This window comes from Paenibacillus sp. A3M_27_13 (genome assembly GCF_024213315.1).
In the GTDB taxonomy this organism is placed as follows: domain Bacteria; phylum Bacillota; class Bacilli; order Paenibacillales; family Paenibacillaceae; genus Paenibacillus; species Paenibacillus polymyxa_B.
In genome coordinates, this window is record NZ_JANAVE010000001.1 from 1,125,892 (window position 1) to 1,146,878 (window position 20,987).

General features: G+C 38.0%; 21 protein-coding genes. 3 read left to right on the forward strand and 18 right to left on the reverse strand.

The window, feature by feature from the left end; genetic code table 11:
• Positions 1-78: 78 nt before the first annotated feature.
• Complete coding sequence (locus NLX82_RS05015) at positions 79-828, forward strand: SDR family oxidoreductase (protein ID WP_254347546.1); 750 nt, start codon at positions 79-81, stop codon at positions 826-828.
• A gap of 368 nt (positions 829-1,196) precedes the next feature.
• Here NLX82_RS05015 and NLX82_RS05020 read toward each other — a convergent pair whose 3' ends face one another.
• From NLX82_RS05020 to NLX82_RS05045, 6 genes are all read right to left on the reverse strand, one after another.
• On the reverse strand, positions 1,197-1,586 hold the full coding sequence (locus tag NLX82_RS05020) for a hypothetical protein (protein ID WP_254347547.1): 390 nt from the start codon (positions 1,584-1,586) through the stop codon (positions 1,197-1,199).
• Between the two features lie 174 nt (positions 1,587-1,760).
• Entirely contained in the window at positions 1,761-2,225 is a 465-nt protein-coding gene (locus NLX82_RS05025; RefSeq protein WP_254347548.1) for a hypothetical protein, read from the reverse strand.
• A 146-nt stretch (positions 2,226-2,371) separates the two neighbouring features.
• Complete coding sequence (locus NLX82_RS05030) at positions 2,372-2,914, reverse strand: hypothetical protein (RefSeq protein WP_254347549.1); 543 nt, start codon at positions 2,912-2,914, stop codon at positions 2,372-2,374.
• Between the two features lie 136 nt (positions 2,915-3,050).
• Positions 3,051-3,704 carry a hypothetical protein gene (locus NLX82_RS05035; protein ID WP_254347550.1) on the reverse strand — a complete coding sequence of 218 codons (654 nt, stop codon included), beginning with the start codon at positions 3,702-3,704 and terminating at the stop codon, positions 3,051-3,053.
• 258 nt (positions 3,705-3,962) lie between these two features.
• Positions 3,963-4,934 carry an HNH endonuclease gene (locus NLX82_RS05040; protein WP_254347551.1) on the reverse strand — a complete coding sequence of 324 codons (972 nt, stop codon included), beginning with the start codon at positions 4,932-4,934 and terminating at the stop codon, positions 3,963-3,965.
• A 315-nt stretch (positions 4,935-5,249) separates the two neighbouring features.
• Positions 5,250-5,474: a helix-turn-helix domain-containing protein gene (locus tag NLX82_RS05045; protein WP_029515467.1), complete on the reverse strand. Its 225-nt coding sequence runs from the start codon at positions 5,472-5,474 to the stop codon at positions 5,250-5,252.
• A gap of 153 nt (positions 5,475-5,627) precedes the next feature.
• Between NLX82_RS05045 and NLX82_RS05050 the strand changes: the two genes are divergently transcribed.
• On the forward strand, positions 5,628-5,915 hold the full coding sequence (locus tag NLX82_RS05050) for a DUF6809 family protein (RefSeq protein WP_029515468.1): 288 nt from the start codon (positions 5,628-5,630) through the stop codon (positions 5,913-5,915).
• A gap of 274 nt (positions 5,916-6,189) precedes the next feature.
• Here the strand turns inward: NLX82_RS05050 and NLX82_RS05055 are convergent, their stop codons facing one another.
• From NLX82_RS05055 to NLX82_RS05075, 5 genes are all read right to left on the reverse strand, one after another.
• Positions 6,190-7,779: an RNA-directed DNA polymerase gene (locus tag NLX82_RS05055; protein ID WP_254347552.1), complete on the reverse strand. Its 1,590-nt coding sequence runs from the start codon at positions 7,777-7,779 to the stop codon at positions 6,190-6,192.
• 197 nt (positions 7,780-7,976) lie between these two features.
• A complete protein-coding gene (locus tag NLX82_RS05060) occupies positions 7,977-8,591 on the reverse strand; it encodes an HNH endonuclease (protein ID WP_254347553.1) in 615 nt (204 codons plus the stop codon).
• A gap of 247 nt (positions 8,592-8,838) precedes the next feature.
• Positions 8,839-9,369: a HEPN domain-containing protein gene (locus tag NLX82_RS05065; RefSeq protein WP_254347554.1), complete on the reverse strand. Its 531-nt coding sequence runs from the start codon at positions 9,367-9,369 to the stop codon at positions 8,839-8,841.
• Positions 9,370-9,566: 197 nt separating this feature from the next.
• On the reverse strand, positions 9,567-10,214 hold the full coding sequence (locus NLX82_RS05070) for an NHL repeat-containing protein (RefSeq protein ID WP_254347555.1): 648 nt from the start codon (positions 10,212-10,214) through the stop codon (positions 9,567-9,569).
• A 194-nt stretch (positions 10,215-10,408) separates the two neighbouring features.
• The gene (locus NLX82_RS05075) at positions 10,409-10,612 is read right to left on the reverse strand and encodes a helix-turn-helix domain-containing protein (protein ID WP_254347556.1); all 204 of its coding nucleotides are present in this window, start codon (positions 10,610-10,612) and stop codon (positions 10,409-10,411) included.
• A 171-nt stretch (positions 10,613-10,783) separates the two neighbouring features.
• Between NLX82_RS05075 and NLX82_RS05080 the strand changes: the two genes are divergently transcribed.
• Positions 10,784-11,071: a hypothetical protein gene (locus NLX82_RS05080; RefSeq protein WP_254347557.1), complete on the forward strand. Its 288-nt coding sequence runs from the start codon at positions 10,784-10,786 to the stop codon at positions 11,069-11,071.
• 265 nt (positions 11,072-11,336) lie between these two features.
• Here the strand turns inward: NLX82_RS05080 and NLX82_RS05085 are convergent, their stop codons facing one another.
• The 7 genes from NLX82_RS05085 to NLX82_RS05115 form a co-directional block, all read right to left on the reverse strand.
• Entirely contained in the window at positions 11,337-13,316 is a 1,980-nt protein-coding gene (locus NLX82_RS05085) for an AIPR family protein (RefSeq protein ID WP_254347558.1), read from the reverse strand.
• Between the two features lie 264 nt (positions 13,317-13,580).
• The gene (locus NLX82_RS05090) at positions 13,581-14,141 is read right to left on the reverse strand and encodes a DEAD/DEAH box helicase family protein (RefSeq protein ID WP_220025694.1); all 561 of its coding nucleotides are present in this window, start codon (positions 14,139-14,141) and stop codon (positions 13,581-13,583) included.
• 145 nt (positions 14,142-14,286) lie between these two features.
• Positions 14,287-15,090, reverse strand: a complete 804-nt coding sequence (xerA, locus tag NLX82_RS05095) for a site-specific tyrosine recombinase/integron integrase (protein ID WP_483312055.1) — start codon at positions 15,088-15,090, stop codon at positions 14,287-14,289.
• Positions 14,997-15,218, reverse strand: a complete 222-nt coding sequence (locus NLX82_RS05100; protein ID WP_254347647.1) for a hypothetical protein — start codon at positions 15,216-15,218, stop codon at positions 14,997-14,999. The genes xerA and NLX82_RS05100 overlap by 94 nt, the downstream gene beginning before the upstream one ends.
• A 219-nt stretch (positions 15,219-15,437) precedes the next feature.
• Positions 15,438-17,501 carry a methyl-accepting chemotaxis protein gene (locus NLX82_RS05105; RefSeq protein ID WP_254347560.1) on the reverse strand — a complete coding sequence of 688 codons (2,064 nt, stop codon included), beginning with the start codon at positions 17,499-17,501 and terminating at the stop codon, positions 15,438-15,440.
• A 284-nt stretch (positions 17,502-17,785) separates the two neighbouring features.
• Entirely contained in the window at positions 17,786-18,325 is a 540-nt protein-coding gene (locus NLX82_RS05110) for a CueP family metal-binding protein (RefSeq protein ID WP_254347561.1), read from the reverse strand.
• A gap of 146 nt (positions 18,326-18,471) precedes the next feature.
• Positions 18,472-20,859, reverse strand: coding sequence for a polyprenyl synthetase family protein (locus NLX82_RS05115; RefSeq protein ID WP_254347562.1), 2,388 nt, complete (start codon positions 20,857-20,859; stop codon positions 18,472-18,474).
• Positions 20,860-20,987: the final 128 nt, after the last annotated feature.

The following is a 20,987-nucleotide window of genomic DNA, read 5'->3' on the forward strand; positions in this document are numbered from 1 at the left end:
AGGAGCTGTAATCCTGAAAGCTATTGCTTTACAATCTTTGGAATGATTTAATTCACATGAATTAGGAGCGTTTAAAAATTGAAACTTACAGGAAACACGATCTTTATTACAGGCGGCGGTTTGGGAATTGGACGTGCGTTAGCAGAAGCTCTCCACAATCTTGGAAATAGAGTTATTATCTCCGGTCGACGTAAAGAGCGGCTGGAGGAGACGATCAAAGCGAATCCCGGCATGTCCGCAGTGGAATTGAATGTACAAGATCCTGCCAGCATAGAGGCGGCCGCCAAGCAGTTAATCGAAGAATACCCGGATGTTAATGTCTTGGTTAACAACGCCGGCATCATACAGTCCGATGACGCGGCGGGCGAGATCGATGAGGATGTTTTGATTTCGACTGTCACTACAAACTTGCTAGGTCCCATTCGGTTGACTTCTGCATTCATCGAGCATTTGAAGTCCAAAGAAGAAGCAGTTGTCATCAACACGACTTCAATACTTGGATTTGTACCGTTAGCGACAACTGCTGTATACTCCGCGACGAAGGCAGCACTTCATACCTATACGCTGTCCCAAAGGTACATGCTTAAAGACACATCGGTAAAAGTAATAGAAATTGTGCCCCCATGGGTTCAAAGCAACAACGATGAACCACGGGCGATGCCGCTTGCTTCATTCATTGATGCAACAATAAAGATACTTGGCACGGATACAGACGAAGTTTTGGTGGAAGAAGCGAAAATGTTTCGAAATAACCCAGGCCCGAACGAAAATGTTTTTGTGACCCAGCTTAACGATACGATGAATTCTGCACCTCCAAAGATTCATTGATCCATCTGTAATTTAATTTTCAAAAATTTAGAAGAACATGAAGTAGACACTCAGCTCCGTCTACTTCATTTCATTTTATTGCAACTTGCACGTGAAGTAAGAAAAAGTTCCAAGCGGTCACACCAATATGTTTGCCCCTTAAATAATTCCGTTGATTTCACATAACGTTCGGGTATTCCTGAAGTTCAAGCAGCTTAAGATGACCATCGGGAATGCTCGTCCGAATTAGCAGGTCTAATGTGTCCGGTGAATCCGCTCCTCCGAAATGCCTCTTCCAGGCCAAGGGCCGGGCTTGTCCCGGTCAGAGGCGTTGAATGCGATGTTAGATGACGTTAACCCACTTCTTCGAGTTGCATTCAAAGTAATTATTATTCTTGTTTCCATTTATGTGTTTCGAGTAGTTTTCCAGTTTCATAATAATACTTTATTACTTCAAGCATAGGAATTAATCCTATACAAATGTTATCGCAATAATTGCCTAACTGACCACCAGCAACCAGAAGAATTTCATTGTTTCCCTGTTTATCGTTCATAAGAGTATATATATTACCATCAATTGTAATAGACACTATGAAATATTCCGGTCCGCCTCCAACTAATGCTGAATCTGTGTCTGATACCTCAAAAAAGACTAATGTAAATTTATCTCCATCGAGTTTTCTTAAAAATCTTAAAGTGTCTGCCCATGTAGGATTCATAACTATTTCTTCATTGAATGTGCTCCCATTCCATTCATCAATACTAATAGATTTAATCATCTTTTCTTTGCATCCTTTTTAGATGGTTTTATTTATTTGGGTGCTTTCATCTAACATTTCCGCCTCTATGACGTGACCTGACCCTAGATAGCTTATCTTAGGTCAGGTCGTGTGTTATCTGAATATGCTTCTGTGCTTGACACCTAATAACTTACTAGAACTTCTTTCAAAGTGTCAAATCCCTAGATGTAATATTATTAAGTCGTCATTATCTTCAACTAGATTACATAAGGTAATTAGTTCAGAGAGAATTTTTAATAAATTAGCTTTTCTTACTTCAATTTTTTCATATTCACCTTTATCGATTTGGTCTCTCCAAAAATAATTCCCTGTTAACTTTATTTCATTTGGAGCATTTTTAAATATCTCATACCAACCTGTAATAATTTTCTTTAGTACACTCGCTCCATTTGAATACATAACTGTTAACCCACAGTAATTCAAACCGAATCTATTTTCAGTTTCATTTGGTATCCACTTTAATGTATCTGAAAAATACTGAAAGAGATCATCATCTAATTCAACTAAATAATCGATACCTGATTTTCTTTTATTAATTCTCCCATTGTTATTCCTAACAATTTGATTTAATTCAAAGCCAATTTTAGGAGCTATAAGAAACTCATGAATTAATGGCATTCTATTCACCTGTTTTCTTAAATGCTAGTCTTTCAGATAACGTTCCTGTATTCACGACCTCAGCATATGCTGAGGTGTCCGGCTCCTGCCGGACCAAGGACGAATGTCCGCAGCGTGAATATTATGTTAAGTGATCTTCCTCTGAATTACCTATCAAATACGTCTTGAAAATATTTATCCATTAATCCTTTATTCTTAAATCTGTCTTTAATATGTTCTTTAATATGTTCTTTAGATCTTAAACAAGCATTTCTATAACCTTCACTTCTCATATTGTCCGCAAGAAAAACCATTTCAATTATTGGATCACTTGGTTCCAGCTCGTATGCTTTTGAAAGCATGTTTTTCCCTATGCTTTCCCAATACTCATAGTCTCCAAAATGATGAGGAAACAAAGTGATCATGTAACCGAAAATCAATAAAAACTGCGTCTCTGTCGAGAAATTACGTATCCCTTCTTCTGTAACTTCGCTTAATGTCAATTCAATGATTTCATAATCGTTATCATTAAGCCCCTGAGTAATAAACGTATTTCCAGATTCGACGCTCAGATACCAGGATATAAAACCTAAATTCAAGCATATACTCAAGTCACGCTTTCCTTTGTCCCACTCACTTTTCGTTGACAAAAAGGCTTCTTGATACTTTGTTGCAGTCTCAAATTCACTTATTTGATCTCCATCAATCATCCTTTAGCTTCCTTTCAATTTTGCCTCGGAATTTCACTTAACGTTCCTGTATTCACGACCCAGCGTAGGCTGGGTGGCGAATGCCGGACCCAGGGCGTAGGCTCGCAGCGTGAATATTATGTTATATGAAGTCCGTTTAGTTGTTTAGCTTACCCAACAATGCTTTTACACTTAAAGTGTTATTTTCTTTGTCTTTTGTTGTCCATGCCACAGTCATATTAAATTTCTTGAGCAGTTGAATTAACTCGGCTATATCTTCAACAGCTCCATCAGTATAAACATATAATTTTCTTAAAGTTTTATCTTGAGGCTTTTTGTTTTCAGGAAGTTTCACTTCGTGCTTTAACACTGTTTTATCAGCTTCATCTACTACTTTTAACTCGCTTATTATGCTTCTACTTTTTCTTAATTCAGTAATTTTGTTGTCACGATTTATGCTTTGAGGAATGCTACTATTAAGCTGTTCAAGAAAGTTCTTAAAATCAAAAGAACCTGAACTTGAATTTAGCTGTAATTCCTTTATCAGAACTTCTTTCAATTCATCTTTTATATATACTTCAAACTGACCTTTACTATGGTTACCATATACCTTTACAGGCTTTATAAGGTTGGTGTTTCTCAGATATATAAATAATTTGTCTTTTGAATCTTTGTCTTCATCTGATAAAAACATCATAAATAAGAATCTTCCTTTTCCAACTTGGGTTTCAAAGATTAATGTTTTATCATCCGATGCGATAGCCTCTGCATAAATGTTATTCAATTTATTAAAATTAAATTGTGTTGTCATTTCTGTTCCTCTCATTTTTTAGGATTTCATATAACGTTTCTGTATTCATGAGCCCCAATAGGGTTGTCTGCTGAAATGCCTCTTCGAAATCCATCCCGCAGACCAAGGCTCCAACGGAGCCGCAGCTTGAATATTATGTTATACGACGGAATCGCTTCTAGACTCTGCCCTCACTATTGATTTTCTCTAGGTACATATTCAATCAGATCATATAATTTGCAGTTAAATGTACCCCATAACTTTACTTATAAGCTATTTTCATGGTCTATATCCAATTCTAGCCCAATGATGCCTTAGATATTTAATATTTATTGGTATTTTAGAATCTTTAATAGCTTGACCATTAGATTCTATTATCTGATTTATTGGACTATGATAATAAGATAGTCTTTCAATATCTATAGAAACAGATAAGTTATCATCTAAAGTAAATAAGCCAATTTCAAATGCTTTATCATGAAATAAGCAAAGGCACAATCCATTGGATGTATCTCCTCTTGATTCTGAATTATCAGACCATCTAGCAATATGAGCTCCAATCAGAAAACTGCTATCAGCAACTTCACAATTTGGAAAACAACAAATATGATTAAAATTATCGCGAACATTTTTAGAAAAATTACTTTGCCCTATTCTAATAGGTAGAGTTTTTTGACTTTCATATGTATTGGACTGATCAATTACCAATCTTTCTCTAACAGTAGTATTAATATTACTGTTACTAAATAAAATGTTGTATAATTCTGAATCCACTTCAGATAGATATGCCCCATTTTGTCTACGTAAATTTCCGTTTTGAATTACATAAAATAAGAGTTTCTTTTCGTCTGAACTCTTAGCTTTATTTACATTGAAATAATACATCAATTGATTTTCTTTTTGAGTAAAAAGTGTACTTAATTCGATTGTCTGATCAAATGGTTCAAATTTTTTCAAATTCACTCTATAAAAAGTATCAGCGTAACTCCAATTTGGTCCAGGATCAGGTGGTCTTAGTGTTGTGGTAAAGCCATCTGTTTCAGCAATTGAATGTCCGATGAATTTAGAATTTGAGTCTCCTCTTAAATGTAAGATAATATCCCCTTCTTTTACTCGCATTAAACTATCCCAATATGCCCATATACGTCTGGTATCACCTACTATTTTATATGCTGGTGACCAAAGGCATTTTGTAAATCCCCATTCTCCTCCCCCATGTACTTCGTCCTTTGACATCTCTATCCAAATCATAACCCTAGCTCCTTTATGAAATATTCTCAGGTTGTAATTCATGCGCCCTCGCTAGCTTTAGGGGAAAAAATTAACGTAATACATGCAGTCAGCAAACCGTACATCTGTTTTGCTCTGCTTCTCTAAACCAGAGTACTCAGAACTTTGATGTACAATAAAATTACTCGGTTCTTTCGGATAACGTTTCTGCATTCATGTACCCAATGGAGTGGTCTACTGAAATACCTCTCCAAATCCTAATTCGCTGACCAAGGCTCCAAAGGAGCCGCTGAATATTGTGTTATACGATGAAATTGCTTCTCGAATCTGCCTTCACTATTGGTTTTCTTTCGGTACATACTCAATTAAATCTGATAATTTGCAGTTAAATGTATCGCATAGTTTGAATAAGGTTTCCAGCTTTGTTGTTTCTATATTCGTTCCCCTATACAACTTGTTGATTGAATTCCGACTTAAGCCCGATTTCGCCATCAATTCTGTTATATCATCTATTCGATGTTGTGCCATGAGTTCTCGTATATTGCACTTGATTACGTTCATCTTTTCCCCTCCATAGTTCTATCTTATCTTCCAAATTAGCAATCATCAACGAAAAGCGAAGTTTTAACTCTATAAAGTCAAATATTCACCTTGTAATTAACTTTATAAGGTTATATAATAACTCTATAGAGTTAATCAAAGGAGGAATAACATATGATTAATACATTAGAATCATTAACAGAGCCGCTTATAAGAATACGTTTAGAATTACTCTATACTGAGCTTCTGGAGTGTCATAAGGAGTACACTCAGCTTTCTTCGGAGACAGATCAATATTTCAAAACGCTTCGTGATGCTTTGCCCGATCAACTTCAACATACGGTTTTTCTTTACGAAGACGCCCAAATTTCTCTCCAATCCATCCTAGAAAGAAGTATCTACATACAAGGTTTCAAAGATGCTCTACAACTATTCAGTGAATTGCAAAATTCTAGTATTTAGAGGGCCATATGACCCTCTTTTTCTATTGTTTTTGATTCTGTCGTCTAACGTTCTTGTATTCACGACTCCCCACCAGCTTAAGGACCCGGAGGGTCCGGCTGCGCTTGCGCAGTTAGCCGGCGCGGGTGTGTCCGCTGAATCCACTTCCTCGATATACATCGGGCGGACCGAGGGCCGAATGGATCGAAGCGTGAATATTATGTTATCAGAAGTTCATGTTCTCCCTGAATTACTTATACCGTACGAATTTAAAAGAAATTTTAGTTAAAGCATTTTACATATCCAATTCATCAACTGTAGCCATATTGTACTTTTTATTATTAATGGACCACTCTAAAATTAACTCCTCTGACAAACTTAAAGGATGTGTTTTCTTAATGTGCTTTAGATAGTGAGTTCTTTCATCTTCGGGTAGTATCTGACATGCAATTAACATGGCTCTACGACTCCACGGATCTAAAGCCGAGTATAGTTCTTTGAGTTCCCTTATCCATGTAGAAGCTCCAGCTTCATGGGCGGCAAAAATAATCTTTCTTTTAGCTTCTGGTGAAGAAGACTTATATAAAGAAAGCAATTTTTTTAGATGATTTAGATCAGAATTGCATGCAAATAAGTTCAAGATCGCTATATAGAAATACTCGTTAGCCTGAATAAGCTCATCCTCAAGCATTGTTACTACCTGATCCCCTAATGTTAGAAAGTCATCTTCAAAGTTTCTACTTGCTGTAATTAAATAATGACAAACATCACTAATAGCTGGAATTAATCTATTGATATTTTCTATTGTATATTCGATACCACCTGGTGCACCTAATTGACCGAGTCTTCTATATAACCATCTTATTTTTTTATAATCTGGCTCTATTGCATTTAGATATTTTTCTAAAACTTCATTGATGTTATAATCAGCAAACAATTCCTGATCCTCTGGGTCCAGTTGTCTAAAATCTATTCCTTTATAGGAACCAGTGGTATATTTTTTTAAAACCTTAATCATTTGATCCTCATTTTCATTTAACGGATTATCATTTAGCATATTTTCGCAAATTCGAGTAAATGTTTCCGCTTTGATGATGTCGGTCTTTTGCTTTTGTAATACAAGTTTTTGTTGTTTATCCAATATTTCAGCCATCTGATAAACAGTAATTTGTGCTTCTTTTTCATCGTCGCAAAATACATAAATATCATCTGCATAGCGACAAAAGTCAATTCCTTTTATGGATAAACTATCGTCAATTGGAATTAAGGTCATTTCAGCAAGCAAATGTGAAGAGTGTGGTCCTATAGGTATACCTCTAGATACAGTTTTTGTGATATCCTCCAGCAAACGCATGATAAATTTATTTATTGAGTTTGGTAATCCTGATTCTCCTAATTGATTTTCCACAGTATGATGGTATATCTGATTATAGAAATCTGATATATCCATTTGGACTACATATCTTTTTCTCTTACTTTTTTGTAAGCACGATGTCCAAAATTCTTTCCATGAATTTTCATTACTATAAAAGGTTCCATCTCCCTTTGGAGCGAATCTATAACTAAATACAGTTTCTTCTTCCTTGGGTCTCCTACGATTTTCGATCAAATGACCGTATTCAAAGATAACCGCTGCTATTAAAAGACTATCAATTGGATCTAGTTGAGTTGCAATTCTATATGACAGTTCTGTTTTAGGTATAACGAATCTTCGCGAGGGACTAAATTGATGTTGTGTTATGTCATAATCTTTTAACCTTGTTATTACCTTCTCCTTAAGATCGTTAAAGACATTAATTTCTTTGGGACTTGGAAATAGATCTGTATCTTTTTCTAATTGCAGATGGTTAATAGCCCATTTTATGGATTCTTCTTTAAGCTTCACAGTACTTCCCCTTTCATCTCTTGACTATGTAAATATAAATGCCTTTTTATGATATTACTTTTCATGAATTTCTGATAACGTTTCCGTATTCACGACCCAGCGCATGCTGGGTGTCCGGTGAATGCCGGACCCAGGACGAATGTCCGCAGCGTGAATATTATGTTATGTGATGCTCCTTGACTTCCTGAAATGCTACATCAATGTTTTATTAGATCTCTCAATTTATCTTTAGTTAACCAAGGTCTTCTTCTGTGCAGCATTCTATGGCAGTTTGAACAAACCATTGCGATATCTTCTACCTTGGTTTTATGGTCTTCATTCAACTCGGATACTGGAATTACATGGTGACCTTCGATAAAGTCCTCTCCTAGCTCACCGTATACAGAAGAAAAATTAAAACCGCATATCTCACAAAACAAATTACCATCGTTTTTCTCTTTAAATATTTTTTTTGCCTCTCTTACGACCGCTGGTCGTCTCTCTCTACTTAAATGCAACCTTAATTTTTTCTTGCCCTCAGGAAATCCGGTATCATCTTCAGTTATTTCAATATTTTCTTTGTTAGCTTCAAAATCCTTTAACCCCCATATGCCATTACCTTTACCTTCAACAGAATAAAAAACATCTCGTCTCCCTACACTATCTTTCGTATTATCATAAATAGTCCTTCTTACAGTATTTTTCCAAGCCTTTGTTAGCTCCATTTGCTTCCGATCCTCAATCTGAGTATAAATATCTTGTAATGTCCCTTCACCACCAAGCTCATTTAATGCCTCTATTATCTCTTCCAGCCACGATTTAGTGTTATTCATAAGGATCAGTCCTTTTTGTTTTAGTTTTACAAGGAGTTTCACATAACGTTTCTGTGTTCACGACGTCCATTCACCCTAAGCAGCCTGAGTCGTGCGGCTAGCACGATCTCGTCCAGCCGTGATGCGGTTGGGTGAATGGATGTGTCCCGGCAACCACTTCTCCGACTTCTCTTCCGGGACCAAGGCGGCTTGTCCGCCGATGCGTGAACACTTTGTTATCGGATGGATATGCCTTCCTGAATAAACTCTAGATTGTCTTAATAATCTTTTTTGCCCTTATCGATAACTGGTTAATGATGTAACTTGAATAATCGTCCTCTATCTTATTCAAACAGAACATTAATGCCTCAATAAAATCTAAATCTATACTCGGACTACCTTCATAAAAATATCTCCATATAGTGAAAGAATCTTTGTGGTAAGTTAATAAATTGTTAAAATCATTCTCATCAATTCGATCGTCTACTTTAAGAATTTCAGATTTAAGATTGTACGCATTAATCGTTCGATTCATAATATCTTTTCGAGTAGATTCATCAAGCGTCTTAAAAAGTTTATATAGATCATGACCTTTTGGTGCTTTTCCATTGAGAGATTGACAAATACTCTTTAGAGCAAGCTCACATGAAAATGCTGCTGTAGTAATTGCAGGGACAAAATAAGCTGAAAAATAATCGCTATTATATTCACACTCTTCTAAGTGTTTATTCATTAAACATTTGTACGACAAAAAATATGCAGTTGCAGTTGCATCAACAACTCCGCTAATTATCTTCATTGAAACATCTCCTCAATGGTTTTTAAAATTGCATATCTTTCCGATAACGTATGTACATTCCTGACGTTGGTTTCCCTTAGATAGCTCTTATCTTTGGGAAATCAATGTGTCGTCTGAATCCTCTCCCCTGAAATGCCTCCGGCGACCAAGGGGCGAATGCCCCGCAGTAGGAATGTGATGTTAGGCGATGCAGACAGTTATACCCGAAAAATTCCTGACTTCAGTCTTACGATCTCATAGTTATTAGATCTTATATATTCCCATACCGGTTCTCTAAATTCTTTATAAGAACTTATTACTTTACTCTTCGGATCTATAGTACATATTCGTTGATTTCCCATATCACAGACGTAAAGAAGTTCATCGTAAAAGTATATACTTTCAGGTAAGTTAAATAAGGTTCCTTCAATGTCTCCTATAGAATACAATTCTTTGTATGTTTTAAGGTTATAACACTTTATTGTATTCCTTGTTGGGTAAACAACCCAAATCAGATCCTCAGAAACAGCAAAACTATAGACTGTATCAAACATATCTTGATGGATAAATTGTAGATTTCCGTTACTATCAAACTTATGAATGTCTGATTGTTGGTAGTTTGATACATAGACGGAGCCATCTAATGACCTGCATGAATCAGTTAGATTGTCCTGAAAGTAATTCATGATTTCAACATAGTATGGACCGTACTTATGATAAAAGTATTCTTGTTTAGAAATAGTATTCACCTGTGAATTGGACCACTTAGCATAACCAAGCTCTTCACCTTTTTCACCCATTAGATGAAAATAAACCTCTTCTTCATCCTCGAATATTCCCCAGCCTCTTCTATGTATTAACTGCATTATATTCCTTCTTCCTTAAGCTCAGTTTCGCCTAACGTTTCTGTATTCACGAACCCCAACGGGGTTGTCTGCTGAAATCCCTCCTCGAAATCCATCCGCAGACCAAGGCTCCGAAGGAGCCGCTGCTTGAATATGTTGTTATACGACGGAATTACATCTTCGAGTTAACCAACATCCTCTTATATTCTATTTTTTCATAGGTCTGTTAGATGTTCCAAAAGATCTCCAGGTTGGCACTCCAATGCCGTACATAATTTATCAATGACTTCTAAAGAAACATACTCATTCGTGTTGAGTTTTGCCATCGTTGCTGATGAAATCCCCGTCATTTTCAATAAATCTTGTTTCTTAATCTCCCTGTCAATCAATAATTTTTGAAATGGTTTATAACTTATCATTTGGTACTCCTTCGTATTCGAATTGAATTTTTCTTTAATTATATGAAAATATATTTCCTTAATCAAAAATATCTTTGATATGTATTGACTATATTTTTCATTATGATAAAATAATATTCAATAAGTTGAATTTTTGTTCGCAAAATAAAATATAATGGACGGTGATCATTTATGCACAATTCTTTAGAAGTCTTACTTGATTCGGTGATTCGTAATCGAATTGAAGCCTTATATAGCGATCTTCTCAAGAATAACCCCATCTATAATCAATTCTCATCTGACCGAAATCTTTACTTCAAACAGTTACATGAACTTCTACCTCAGGATATGCATAAAACTCTATTTCTTTACGATGATGCAGACCTCTCTGTTCAAACAATCCTAGAACGTGAAATCTACTTGCAAGGTTTTAAGGATGCTCTTCAATTACATAATGAATTAAATATAACTTCTACTTGAGAACCAAACGCTTCTCTTTTATTTGATTCTGTCGTATAAAGTTCCTATATTAACGTCCCAGCGCATATGCTGATTGTCTAGCGAATGCCCACGCGTGAGATTATGTTATACGACGGCATTACTCCCTAAAAATGATCTTACAAATTAAGTAATGTTTAAGCTCAAAAAAGATCCTCCTTTATGGAGTTGTTTTAAATGCCACAAACCAACTCATAAAAAAAGATCTCAAAAAAACTCTTTAAATAAACCTTTTCCTAAAATAAACTCAATTCAAAACCATTGATAATTCCCATCCAAACCATTTTTCGTAGTAGTCATCATTAACTATTTTAGCTTGAATTATATCTGCTATTTTTACTTCATCTCTTATATCTTTAACATATCGATCAGCAATCCTCGAAATGTGTATTGAGCCATTAGTTCTTATATCATCAGTTTTTATATCTACTAGAAAGTAATGATTCTCTATTTTTTTTACTACACAAGATACTACATCGCCATTTTTTAAATAATCTCTGTTATTTAAAGCCTGTGAATACTCTGAAACAACCTCTAGTAAAGTCTGTGTAACCTCTCTACTGCGGTGCAAGTTATCCGGATTTATGTTAGGATTCCTCAATATTGCCTCGTCTAAACAAGAAGTAGCAATAATAAACAGTTCCTTCAAATCGTTATCCGACTTGATTTTCTTGAATAAAGCTTCACATTGCCTTTTTAGATTACGACTGTTCGGATGAAGCATTTCCTTTCCAACTGATAAAGCCTTCATTGCACAAACTATGTGATACTTAAAGCGTTGATATTTGGGCTTTGAAACATCACCTGACTTTATATAGTTATTTACGAAATAGTGAAAATAAGCAGAAATATAGTATGGTTCATATAAACTATCATTAACAAATAACTGCCTATTGTAGTTTTGTAATAACTCTCCATAATAACGATGTGTACTATGAGGAGAATTTAAAAACATAGATATATAGGAGTTTATTTGAGTAGAGAGTGTAACTACATTATTTTTATTGATATTGTCTACTAAATCATATTGTTTGGATCTTCTTTCGTAATACAAACGATACTGCGGCTCTATAGAATTATAGTAATCCTCTAACCCCTTATGAAATGGTCTAGTGGCAGCAAATGCTTCTGACTTAACTTCTGTTTGTCGATTAGTTGTATAAATGATTCTATCTAAGACTTCTTGATTCTCTACTTCAATTATTTTAACAAAGAGATGCATTGCATCAGTAAATTTATCCTTATTCTCAAACAATACGTAGCTAGTTTGACATCCATTTACAATTTGGTAGTCGAATATTTCTATTTCGTCTCCTGTTGATTCAATTTTCTTTGCAATTATTGTAAGCCCATTATTAAGTACAGAAAACCATTTTTGTTCATTAGTATCATTAATAGTACCGCGAATTTCTTTATTCACCGGATTATACCCCTGAAAGTCTCTTACATTGTCTTCAAAAATATTTCTTAACATATTCCCTTCGTTATCTTCTAATATATTCACAAAATCATTACATTTAACTAAACCACCATATGCTTGTTTTATATTAAGCATACTAGGAAATGTGAATTTTTTTTCCATGACTATCATTTTACTTATTTTCTTTTTCAATTCCTTGTAGGTAATTATTATTTTTTCATTATCATATGGATAAAAATTAACATCCCCAAAATCTTGCGTCTTCTCAAAATAATCGCACTCTATTTTCACTCTATCATTAAGATTATTCTCACTATTCCATTTACCACAAGTAATAAAAAACAGATTTAATTCTGGCTTGGAAGAGAAATCAATACTTTTTGTATAAATTTGATCCTTAATCTCTATTAACGCTTCAATTTTATCATTTGTTTTTGGTCTTTGTTCTTTAGGTAAAAAGAAACTCTTAACTCCAAAACAGAAAGTTCCTATTTCATCACCATCAAACTTATCACTTGTTTTAGCTTGTAAAAAAATAAACTTCACATCAATTTTAGCAGAAAGCTTTAATGCTTCATTTAGTGTGTCTTTATCATTGACTAGTATGTCATTTACTATTATTGCTATACCATCTAGTCCAATTTCTCCAGCGTCAGTCATCGTATCTTCAGGAGAAAACCTTTCTATAACATATTTATTAACAATTAATCTATTACAAAAGTGTTCAAAAGCTACCTCTTGCTTTAAATGTTCAATTCCGTATTCTTTGATGTGCGTATCAAGAAAACTTTTAACGATTTGATTCAATTGAATAACCTCCACTTTCAAAGTTGATCTCACAATTTATTTACATATTCTGAATGTTCACTTGTAATCCTCTTTTATTTTAGTATGAATTTTCGTTTCAATTCTGTCGTATAACGTTCCTGTATTCGTGACGCCCAGCATATGCTGGGTGTGTCTGCTGGAATTCCTCCCTGAAATCCATCCGCAGACCAAGGCTCCCTTGGGAGCCGTAGCATGAATATTATGTTATACGAAGGATCATTTTTCTTTGATAGACTCTCTACCTTAAAACTTAAATCTTTCTTTTATCATTTCAGCTACCTGATTTGCTTCCAACCCACTGTTGTTAATCCTTATATAATTTTGTTTAGTAATCTCTCCGGGTAATGAATTCAACCTATGTTTTTCATGAGTTTCAATCAACTCAGCCTCCGACCACTCCACATTTCGTTTAGTTGGTTTATGTATCAATCTATTCTCAGTCGTATTTCGTTTTTTTCGTTCTTCCAAGTCGGCCTCTAGTTCAACCAAGTACACGGTTCCTCCTCTCGATTCAAATAGGTTTGAAACCTGCTCAATGTAGTTCCAATCACTTTGAAGATCAAATGCCCATACAAACGTAAATATGAGTCCTTCCAGTTCACTTTTGGACACTTCTTCAAAAATCTCTTGCCTGATTAGACTAACCAGACGCTTTCCGGCAGGTGTGCCGTAATCAAAAAATAGAGACACAAAATCAATAGACATGTGATTATGAAATAGTTTTAAATCTGTTGTTGCTTCTAAACATTGCCCTACTGTCATCTTCCCCACTGCTTGGGGGCCAAAGATTATAACCATCTTCATTTAAATAACCTCCATCATAAATTTCACTCTAATGATCTTTCGTATAACGTCTTATTTACGAACTTCCGAAAGAATACTCTCTTTGTCATATTCACGAACTTCGTGAATCCTGCACTTTTCTCCTTATTCCGGCACTTTCTGCGTTTCAATCCTCCAGCCCGCTCATCCGATCCAACGGACTTTGAATCCGCCCAATGTCCCGTCTGCTCACATGTGTATACCGCTCCGTCGTTCGCACACTCTGATGCCCTAGCAGTTCCTGAATATAGCGAAGATCAATCCCATTCTCCAGCAAGTGGGTCGCAAAGGAATGCCTTAGCGAATGGATACTCACCTGTTTGCGAATGCCCGCTTCAGCCAGCGCTTTTTCAAACACTTTCTGCGCTGAACGTTCCGTCAGGTGGCGGCCTTCCCTCTGCCCTGGAAACAGCCAGTCTGCTGGCTGCTCCCCCCCTATATACTGCTCGACCACCGCAAAAGCCGCTTCGGATAGCAGCGTTTGCCGATCCTTCTTGCCCTTTCCCTGACGAACTTTCAGTACTTTCCGTTCACGGTCGCAGTCTTCAAGACGCAACCTCACCACTTCGCTTACCCGCAGCCCGGATGTATACGTCAGGTACAGAATAGCCTTATGCTTTAGATTTTTCACTGCTTTCAACAGACGCATAACCTCATTCAGGGACAGCACATCTGGCAGTTTACTCTCCTTTTTCGGACGAACATAGGCGGCGGATTTGGGCTGCTTTAGCACATGGCGAAAGTAAAATTTCAGCGCGCTGATCGCTTGGTTAACATAAGCGTACGAAAGGCCTTTTTCGAGCAGCGCCAACGCATATTTTTGCACCGTCGCATCATTTATGCTTGCTTCGGTCCCTTGCAATCTTGCAAAAAAGCGTTCCGTTTGCGATATGTATGCTTTAATCGTCTTGCTGCTGTAGCCCCTTGCCACCAATGCATCGCGCATTTCTTGCCGCTGATCCGGGTTCCATTCACCTCGTTCAGAAGAAAAGGGAACCGCATCAGCCTACGCGTCCCGCCGATCGTTTTTTTATCCCGATAAAGTAGGTTTATCTTCATCTCACTTGCCTCCTTAGTATATCAGCCGTTCAAAAAATTGGAAATCTAATTTTACACAAAAAAAAGGGACTTAAGATGGATATTCATCTTAAGTCCCTGATTCTTTCGGAGTAAATTATTGATCCATTAAGTCCAATTTACATTATCATAAAATGTCTTACCTTTACTTGTCCAGTTCCTCCGTCACATCATACCATAGCATCGCCTCCACCTACCATGTTACTCAACCTTGAACTGTTTTAATTCGTCTTGAAGCTTATTGGACAATTGGTTTAATTGTTTGGATAGTTCAGCAACCTGTCCGAAGCTTTCCAATTGTTCCTGCGTGCTGGCGCTAACCTCTTCGGTTGAAGCGGAATTCTCTTCTGTGGTAGAAGAGATGATCTCCAACGCCTGTAAAATCTCATCTTTGTGCTTGTGGACTTTGGAAGTGTTCGTGCTGATCTGGATCATTCGCAATTTCAAATCTTCCAAATCCTTGTTAATGCTAAAGAATACTTGCTTCGTGTCCTCCACCGATCTCGCGTTTTCTTCTGCAATTTTCAGACCGTGAACCGTATGCTCAACTGATACACTGGTTTTTTCTTCGATGACACGGACCTTCTTGTAGATTTCCTGTGTCGCCAGTGCAGTCTGCTCAGCCAGCTTGCGAACCTCCCCGGCAACAACAGCAAACCCTTTGCCCTGTTCTCCTGCACGTGCAGCTTCAATGGAAGCATTGAGCGCCAGCAGGTTGGTCTGCGTTGCAATTTGGTTGACCGTATCGACGATGCTGGAAATCTCATGACGGCTCAGATCAATCTCCTGAATAATAGACGACATCGCTTGTGTGGAATTGTGATTTTCTTCCGCCCATCTGGATAACTGATCTACTACCGCAAGCCCCTGTCCGCTTTGCTCAGCAGAGATTTGTACCATCGTTTCAATGGCTTTGGCATCATTGGCAATTTCGTCAATTTGGCCGGATAATGCACCAGTTTTTTGTAAAATGTTATCCGTTTCGATGGATTGGTAGTTCGTTGCATTGGCAATTTCATTAATTGCTGTCGCAGTATCGTTCATCGTGATCGCGGTTCTGGAAGAAATGGATTGCAAATCATGAGAAGACTGATTCAAGACTTGAGCTGAGCCGCCCACCATTTGGAGCATGCCTTGAATTTTTTGAACCATATTGTAAATCCCTTGAGAAATTTGCCCGATTTCATTATTGGATTGCGTATCAAACTGAACGGTCAAATCTCCATTTTCAATCAGCTTGATTTTTGCAAGCAATTTCGGGATTGATCTCAACAGATAACGGAGCGTTATATAACAAATCACAACAAGCAGGATGGTGGCTGCCGCAAAACCGCCAATGGTAAGCCAGGTAAAGGTTTTTAATTCTGTGAGCACCTCTTCTTCAGAAATGGTTAAGCCTACAGACCACCCCGTATCTTTACTGGTTGCATACCCAATATAACGAGGTTCCCCATTATCATTAATTAGCTGTACTCCGGACTCACCAGCAATCATTTTCTTTCCAATCTCCCCAAGATCACCTGTGCTTTCGTTAATCTTTTCTTTCAGCACTTTATTTTGATCGGGGTGATACAAAATATCACCTGTTTTGGACGCAAGAATCGAATAACCTGTGCTTCCAAGCGAATAGCTTTGCATAACGGCAGGGATGTCTTTGAAAGCAATATCGACAGCAGCAAATCCGATTAATTGGTTACTGCTATCTTTAATCGGATAGAAAATGCCCATGAGCACATTACCCGAATTGACGTCCTTATAGGGTTCTGAGTAGTATAAACCGTCTGCTTCAACAGCTGGCTTGAAGTATGGGCGTGTATGAATATCAAAATCCGGTTTAGAAGCAACACCATCATTCTGAAGAAAGAAGCCTTTACCAGATATTCCTGCAATCCAGGCGTCGGCAAAAGATGGCTCTGCCTTTACAATGGCTGCCAGAGTCGCTACTGTTTCCGCAGCATAAGGAGAAGTTTTCACCATTTCTGCCGATGGGGTGGTTTCTAAATATTGCTTAAAAAGATTGTTCGTTGACATTTGTTTGACAAGCGATCCCTTTTCCTTAAACAACGCATCGAATTGAGTGACAACGGCCTGCGTCTTGGTCTGGAGCATGGCCTCTTGCTGCTTGACAAGTATGCTTTGCGTGCTTGCAAACATGAACGTCCCCAAGGTTGCAAAGACGACAACGATAATGACTAACAAGACCATGGCCAATGTGTTGGCGATGCTGGATGATCTAACTACGCGCTTCTTAATATTTTGTGACATGCTGCCATCTCCCCGAGGAATATTGAGCGAAAAGCTCTTAGATAATATGTCGGAAGTTTGCAGTTGTTTTAATAGGTTTTTAGTATACACAATTTAAAGTTTCGCTATCTGATTCCTCATAGATTCCCTCCCAACCTGTTCGGTAACTCCAGCAAAAGATTAGGACAGCACAAAGAGCCTCCGTCAGACGTAGGCTCTTTACTAAAAGCTGTATATGAGAACGCAGAGTTTTGCGGATTTAGAGCGTTTCAGCGATCCGTAAGCTCAACCCTCATCCTCCGTCGTTAACCCAACTGCATCGTTGTGATACACGTATCGTTTTTCTCATATGTAGAGAATTCAGTTTCAGCCGTTTTACCTTCATGATTCACGCTAATGCGGTATGTTTTATCCCTCGGTAGCCATAGATCAATAAAACCATTGGATTGTGATTTCATGGCGGCATTCTCCATGATGACTTTCCCTTCGGAGTCGTGAACGGTCACATTGAACGTTTCGTTTTTTATTTCGCCTTGGCAGCCAGTTAGACTATGAGTTGCACAAGGGTGGGTCTGCTCCACATATGGTGCAATCGAAACAAAAAACTCGTTGTCAGGCAAATCATAATTCATGGTCTGAGTATCGTCCCCTGTCACAATCAACTGACTGGAATTAATGGAAGCGGACTGGGCTGTTGCCTTGCCTGCACTGATATCATGCACCAATTGCTTGATATCTGTTGTCCCGAGCTTTTCCGCTCCTTCTCTCTGAATATTTCCTGCAATTAGGTACGTCCCCAATGCGGCAACAACCAACCCTGAAGCGACCAAGATTCCTTTTTTCATCTGGAGTTCATCTCCTCGTCTATTTTGTATTATTATAAGGGAGAATGCACCATAATGGGCAAAATGGGGTGCTGAAGTCACCAGATATTCACATTCAACGTAAAAATACCCCATTACTCTTGTGGAGCATTGGGGTACACTCGTTTTTAACGGTCCCTGTTCACGACATAATGTATTAAGTGCTTCAGAAAAGCAATATTACGTGGGATCTCTTCCAATGCTTCCATAGCGAGGCAATAGTGTTCCCACATCTCTTTACTGGCACCTTCAAGACCGAGGATGGACACGAAATTCGAATTGTTATTATCAGAATCTTGGCCAACAGGTTTTCCGAGTAAGAGCATATCTCCTTCCACATCAAGTAAATCATCTTTAATCTGAAAAGCAATCCCCATATGATAGGCAAATTTCTTCAAAGCAGCAATTTCCGACTCCTTGACCTGTGCAAGCATGGCTGGCATAACCAGACAAGCCTCAAACGCCACTCCTGTTTTGTAAAAGCACACCATATTCAGCTGCTCCAAGGTCAGTGCCTTTCCTTTGGAATCCAGATCCATCGCTTGCCCCATACACATATCTTCTGCTTTCTGGGCCGAGTATTGTATCAAAGCAAGCACCGTTTCAGCATTGAACTGGTCAAGTGACGATTGTTCCCCAATCGCCTTCTGGATCAGATACAGACCGGTTAGTTCCGCGGTGGCGCTATTGTGCACCTGATGCAAGGTCTGACGCCCTCTACGGGTAGACGCATTATCCTGGGAAGGAAGATCATCAAAGATCAGGGATGCGGTATGCATATACTCCAGTGATCTCAGAAGAGGCACGATTGCCGATGCATCTAATCCATATTCGTTCACGCCCATGACCCAAGTCAATATAGGCCGTATCCGCTTCCCGTCCCCTTCGAGACTGTAATTTGCAGCCTCAATAAGCTGTTCTTTCATGGCCGGAATCCCTTGAGGCTTGGTAATTTTCAATTGGTTGTTAATCTGCTCACGGACCATTTTGACCGTATTGAAAAAGTCTTCCTTTTCCCTCGCATCGTTTTTCAGATGGGTAATCATCTGATCCCGAAGCAGCTTATCTAAGAAATCTACATCATCCGCTTTTTGTACCATCTTCTGAATGAGATTATTAAATTCCGGATTTCCGGATGCAAAGATCTCCATCGTTTCATCATACTTTTCAATACCTACACGTTCTTTATAACGTTTGAGTCCATTCATTGCACGATCCAGTATCACCTCACGAGCCATGGCATCGGAGTCATATACGTTATGGATCAAATAGGAAATAACCGCCCAGTATAATTCAAAGGGATTGATAAGATCCGATCTCTGATGATGATATTTTAAATAGTAGGTATAGGGTGTTACCGCACCGTCTCTCATATCGTCAACCATATCCGCAAAATCATCAGCAAGCTGGTTATAGATACCATAAAAGAATGTTCGTTGCTCAAACCCCTCATCCGCAGGAGCACTAATCACGGAACGGACAATCAATCGGGATGAGGAAGACTTCAAAATAACGGGTATATAAAGCTCTTCATTGGTATAAGTAGCTCTCGTTAGGTCCTTAATACGGTCAATATCTTGAGAATGAAAAAAGACATAGGACTGCTCGAAAAATGTTTGCTGTGTGTCTGGCCGCTGACGTTTCTTAATATACTCAAATGCACCCGAGAGCTCCGAATGTATGTATTGAATCAACTCCATATGATTTCCGGTCCAATCGCCCAACTCAGGCACAGATCCACTGAGAAGCGCGGCACGTATCATACGGGAATATTGTTCTTTTTCTTCAACCGTCAAAACCTGAGAATCGAGAAGATCATCAATGAAAGGATAGGTTAGACCATAGGAGTACCCAAGCCTGATGGCTTCATCAAGTCTGCGAGCACGTTCCACAGGCAACACTGTATCGTCCATTTCTTCCATCACATGCAGAATAACCCCGATAATGATCTTAATCAGTTTGCGCTGGGCTTGCTCGGCATCCATCTCCTTGGGAATATGGGAGGATACGGACCTAAGTTTGTTGATCACCCAAATTATCGCGGTTTCTATACCTTCCCTCTGGGCCCACCGATACACCCCGGCCAAATTCATAAATTCCGGTTGGTCTCCCCCGTTTGCACGGGTGGATTGGATCAAGTGTTTTTTTACGTCTGCAATGACACGCTGAATCCGGGTATGTGTGTCAGGAGAATCCAGAGCTTTGCCTAGGTCCCTCATATAAATATAGGAGACACTTCGGTCCAGATAATCATCCAATTTGCCTGTATAATTCAGCCATTGAATGTATCTATTATAGTCCCGAGTATCAGGTTTTCTCTTTCTCCGTGAAAAAAAGGATAACCATGAGGAATGATGAATATGATTTTTTTTCCACTTTTGAATGTCTTCTGTCAGGGTAGTCACATAAGATTTGTCTAAGACCTGATCATACAGTAATGCAAAATACTGAATCGCCTTCCGCTCAGCCAGCTGATATCCTGTATTGGCTTGTAATTTTTCATTCATATAATGCATTACCTCAACTTCTCATTTTGTTAAACATGGTTGCATTTCTCCCTGAGGGAACGAACTTGGATCATGTTTTTATCTTTATACGGAAAAAAAACTGTAAGGTTACGAAATTATCATGCTGCTTATCGATA

What these genes read in the sequence shown, in the direction of transcription:
- NLX82_RS05020 (WP_254347547.1), bottom strand. Translation starts at nt 1,586, where the DNA reads ATGATTAAATCTATTAGTATTGATGAATGGAATGGGAGCACATTCAAT.
- NLX82_RS05025 (WP_254347548.1), bottom strand. Translation starts at nt 2,225, where the DNA reads ATGCCATTAATTCATGAGTTTCTTATAGCTCCTAAAATTGGCTTTGAA.
- NLX82_RS05030 (WP_254347549.1), bottom strand. Translation starts at nt 2,914, where the DNA reads ATGATTGATGGAGATCAAATAAGTGAATTTGAGACTGCAACAAAGTAT.
- NLX82_RS05035 (WP_254347550.1), bottom strand. Translation starts at nt 3,704, where the DNA reads ATGACAACACAATTTAATTTTAATAAATTGAATAACATTTATGCAGAG.
- NLX82_RS05040 (WP_254347551.1), bottom strand. Translation starts at nt 4,934, where the DNA reads ATGATTTGGATAGAGATGTCAAAGGACGAAGTACATGGGGGAGGAGAA.
- NLX82_RS05045 (WP_029515467.1), bottom strand. Translation starts at nt 5,474, where the DNA reads ATGAACGTAATCAAGTGCAATATACGAGAACTCATGGCACAACATCGA.
- NLX82_RS05050 (WP_029515468.1), top strand. Translation starts at nt 5,628, where the DNA reads ATGATTAATACATTAGAATCATTAACAGAGCCGCTTATAAGAATACGT.
- NLX82_RS05060 (WP_254347553.1), bottom strand. Translation starts at nt 8,591, where the DNA reads ATGAATAACACTAAATCGTGGCTGGAAGAGATAATAGAGGCATTAAAT.
- NLX82_RS05065 (WP_254347554.1), bottom strand. Translation starts at nt 9,369, where the DNA reads ATGAAGATAATTAGCGGAGTTGTTGATGCAACTGCAACTGCATATTTT.
- NLX82_RS05070 (WP_254347555.1), bottom strand. Translation starts at nt 10,214, where the DNA reads ATGCAGTTAATACATAGAAGAGGCTGGGGAATATTCGAGGATGAAGAA.
- NLX82_RS05075 (WP_254347556.1), bottom strand. Translation starts at nt 10,612, where the DNA reads ATGATAAGTTATAAACCATTTCAAAAATTATTGATTGACAGGGAGATT.
- NLX82_RS05080 (WP_254347557.1), top strand. Translation starts at nt 10,784, where the DNA reads ATGCACAATTCTTTAGAAGTCTTACTTGATTCGGTGATTCGTAATCGA.
- NLX82_RS05090 (WP_220025694.1), bottom strand. Translation starts at nt 14,141, where the DNA reads ATGAAGATGGTTATAATCTTTGGCCCCCAAGCAGTGGGGAAGATGACA.
- NLX82_RS05100 (WP_254347647.1), bottom strand. Translation starts at nt 15,218, where the DNA reads ATGAAGATAAACCTACTTTATCGGGATAAAAAAACGATCGGCGGGACG.
- NLX82_RS05105 (WP_254347560.1), bottom strand. Translation starts at nt 17,501, where the DNA reads ATGTCACAAAATATTAAGAAGCGCGTAGTTAGATCATCCAGCATCGCC.
- NLX82_RS05110 (WP_254347561.1), bottom strand. Translation starts at nt 18,325, where the DNA reads ATGAAAAAAGGAATCTTGGTCGCTTCAGGGTTGGTTGTTGCCGCATTG.
- NLX82_RS05115 (WP_254347562.1), bottom strand. Translation starts at nt 20,859, where the DNA reads ATGCATTATATGAATGAAAAATTACAAGCCAATACAGGATATCAGCTG.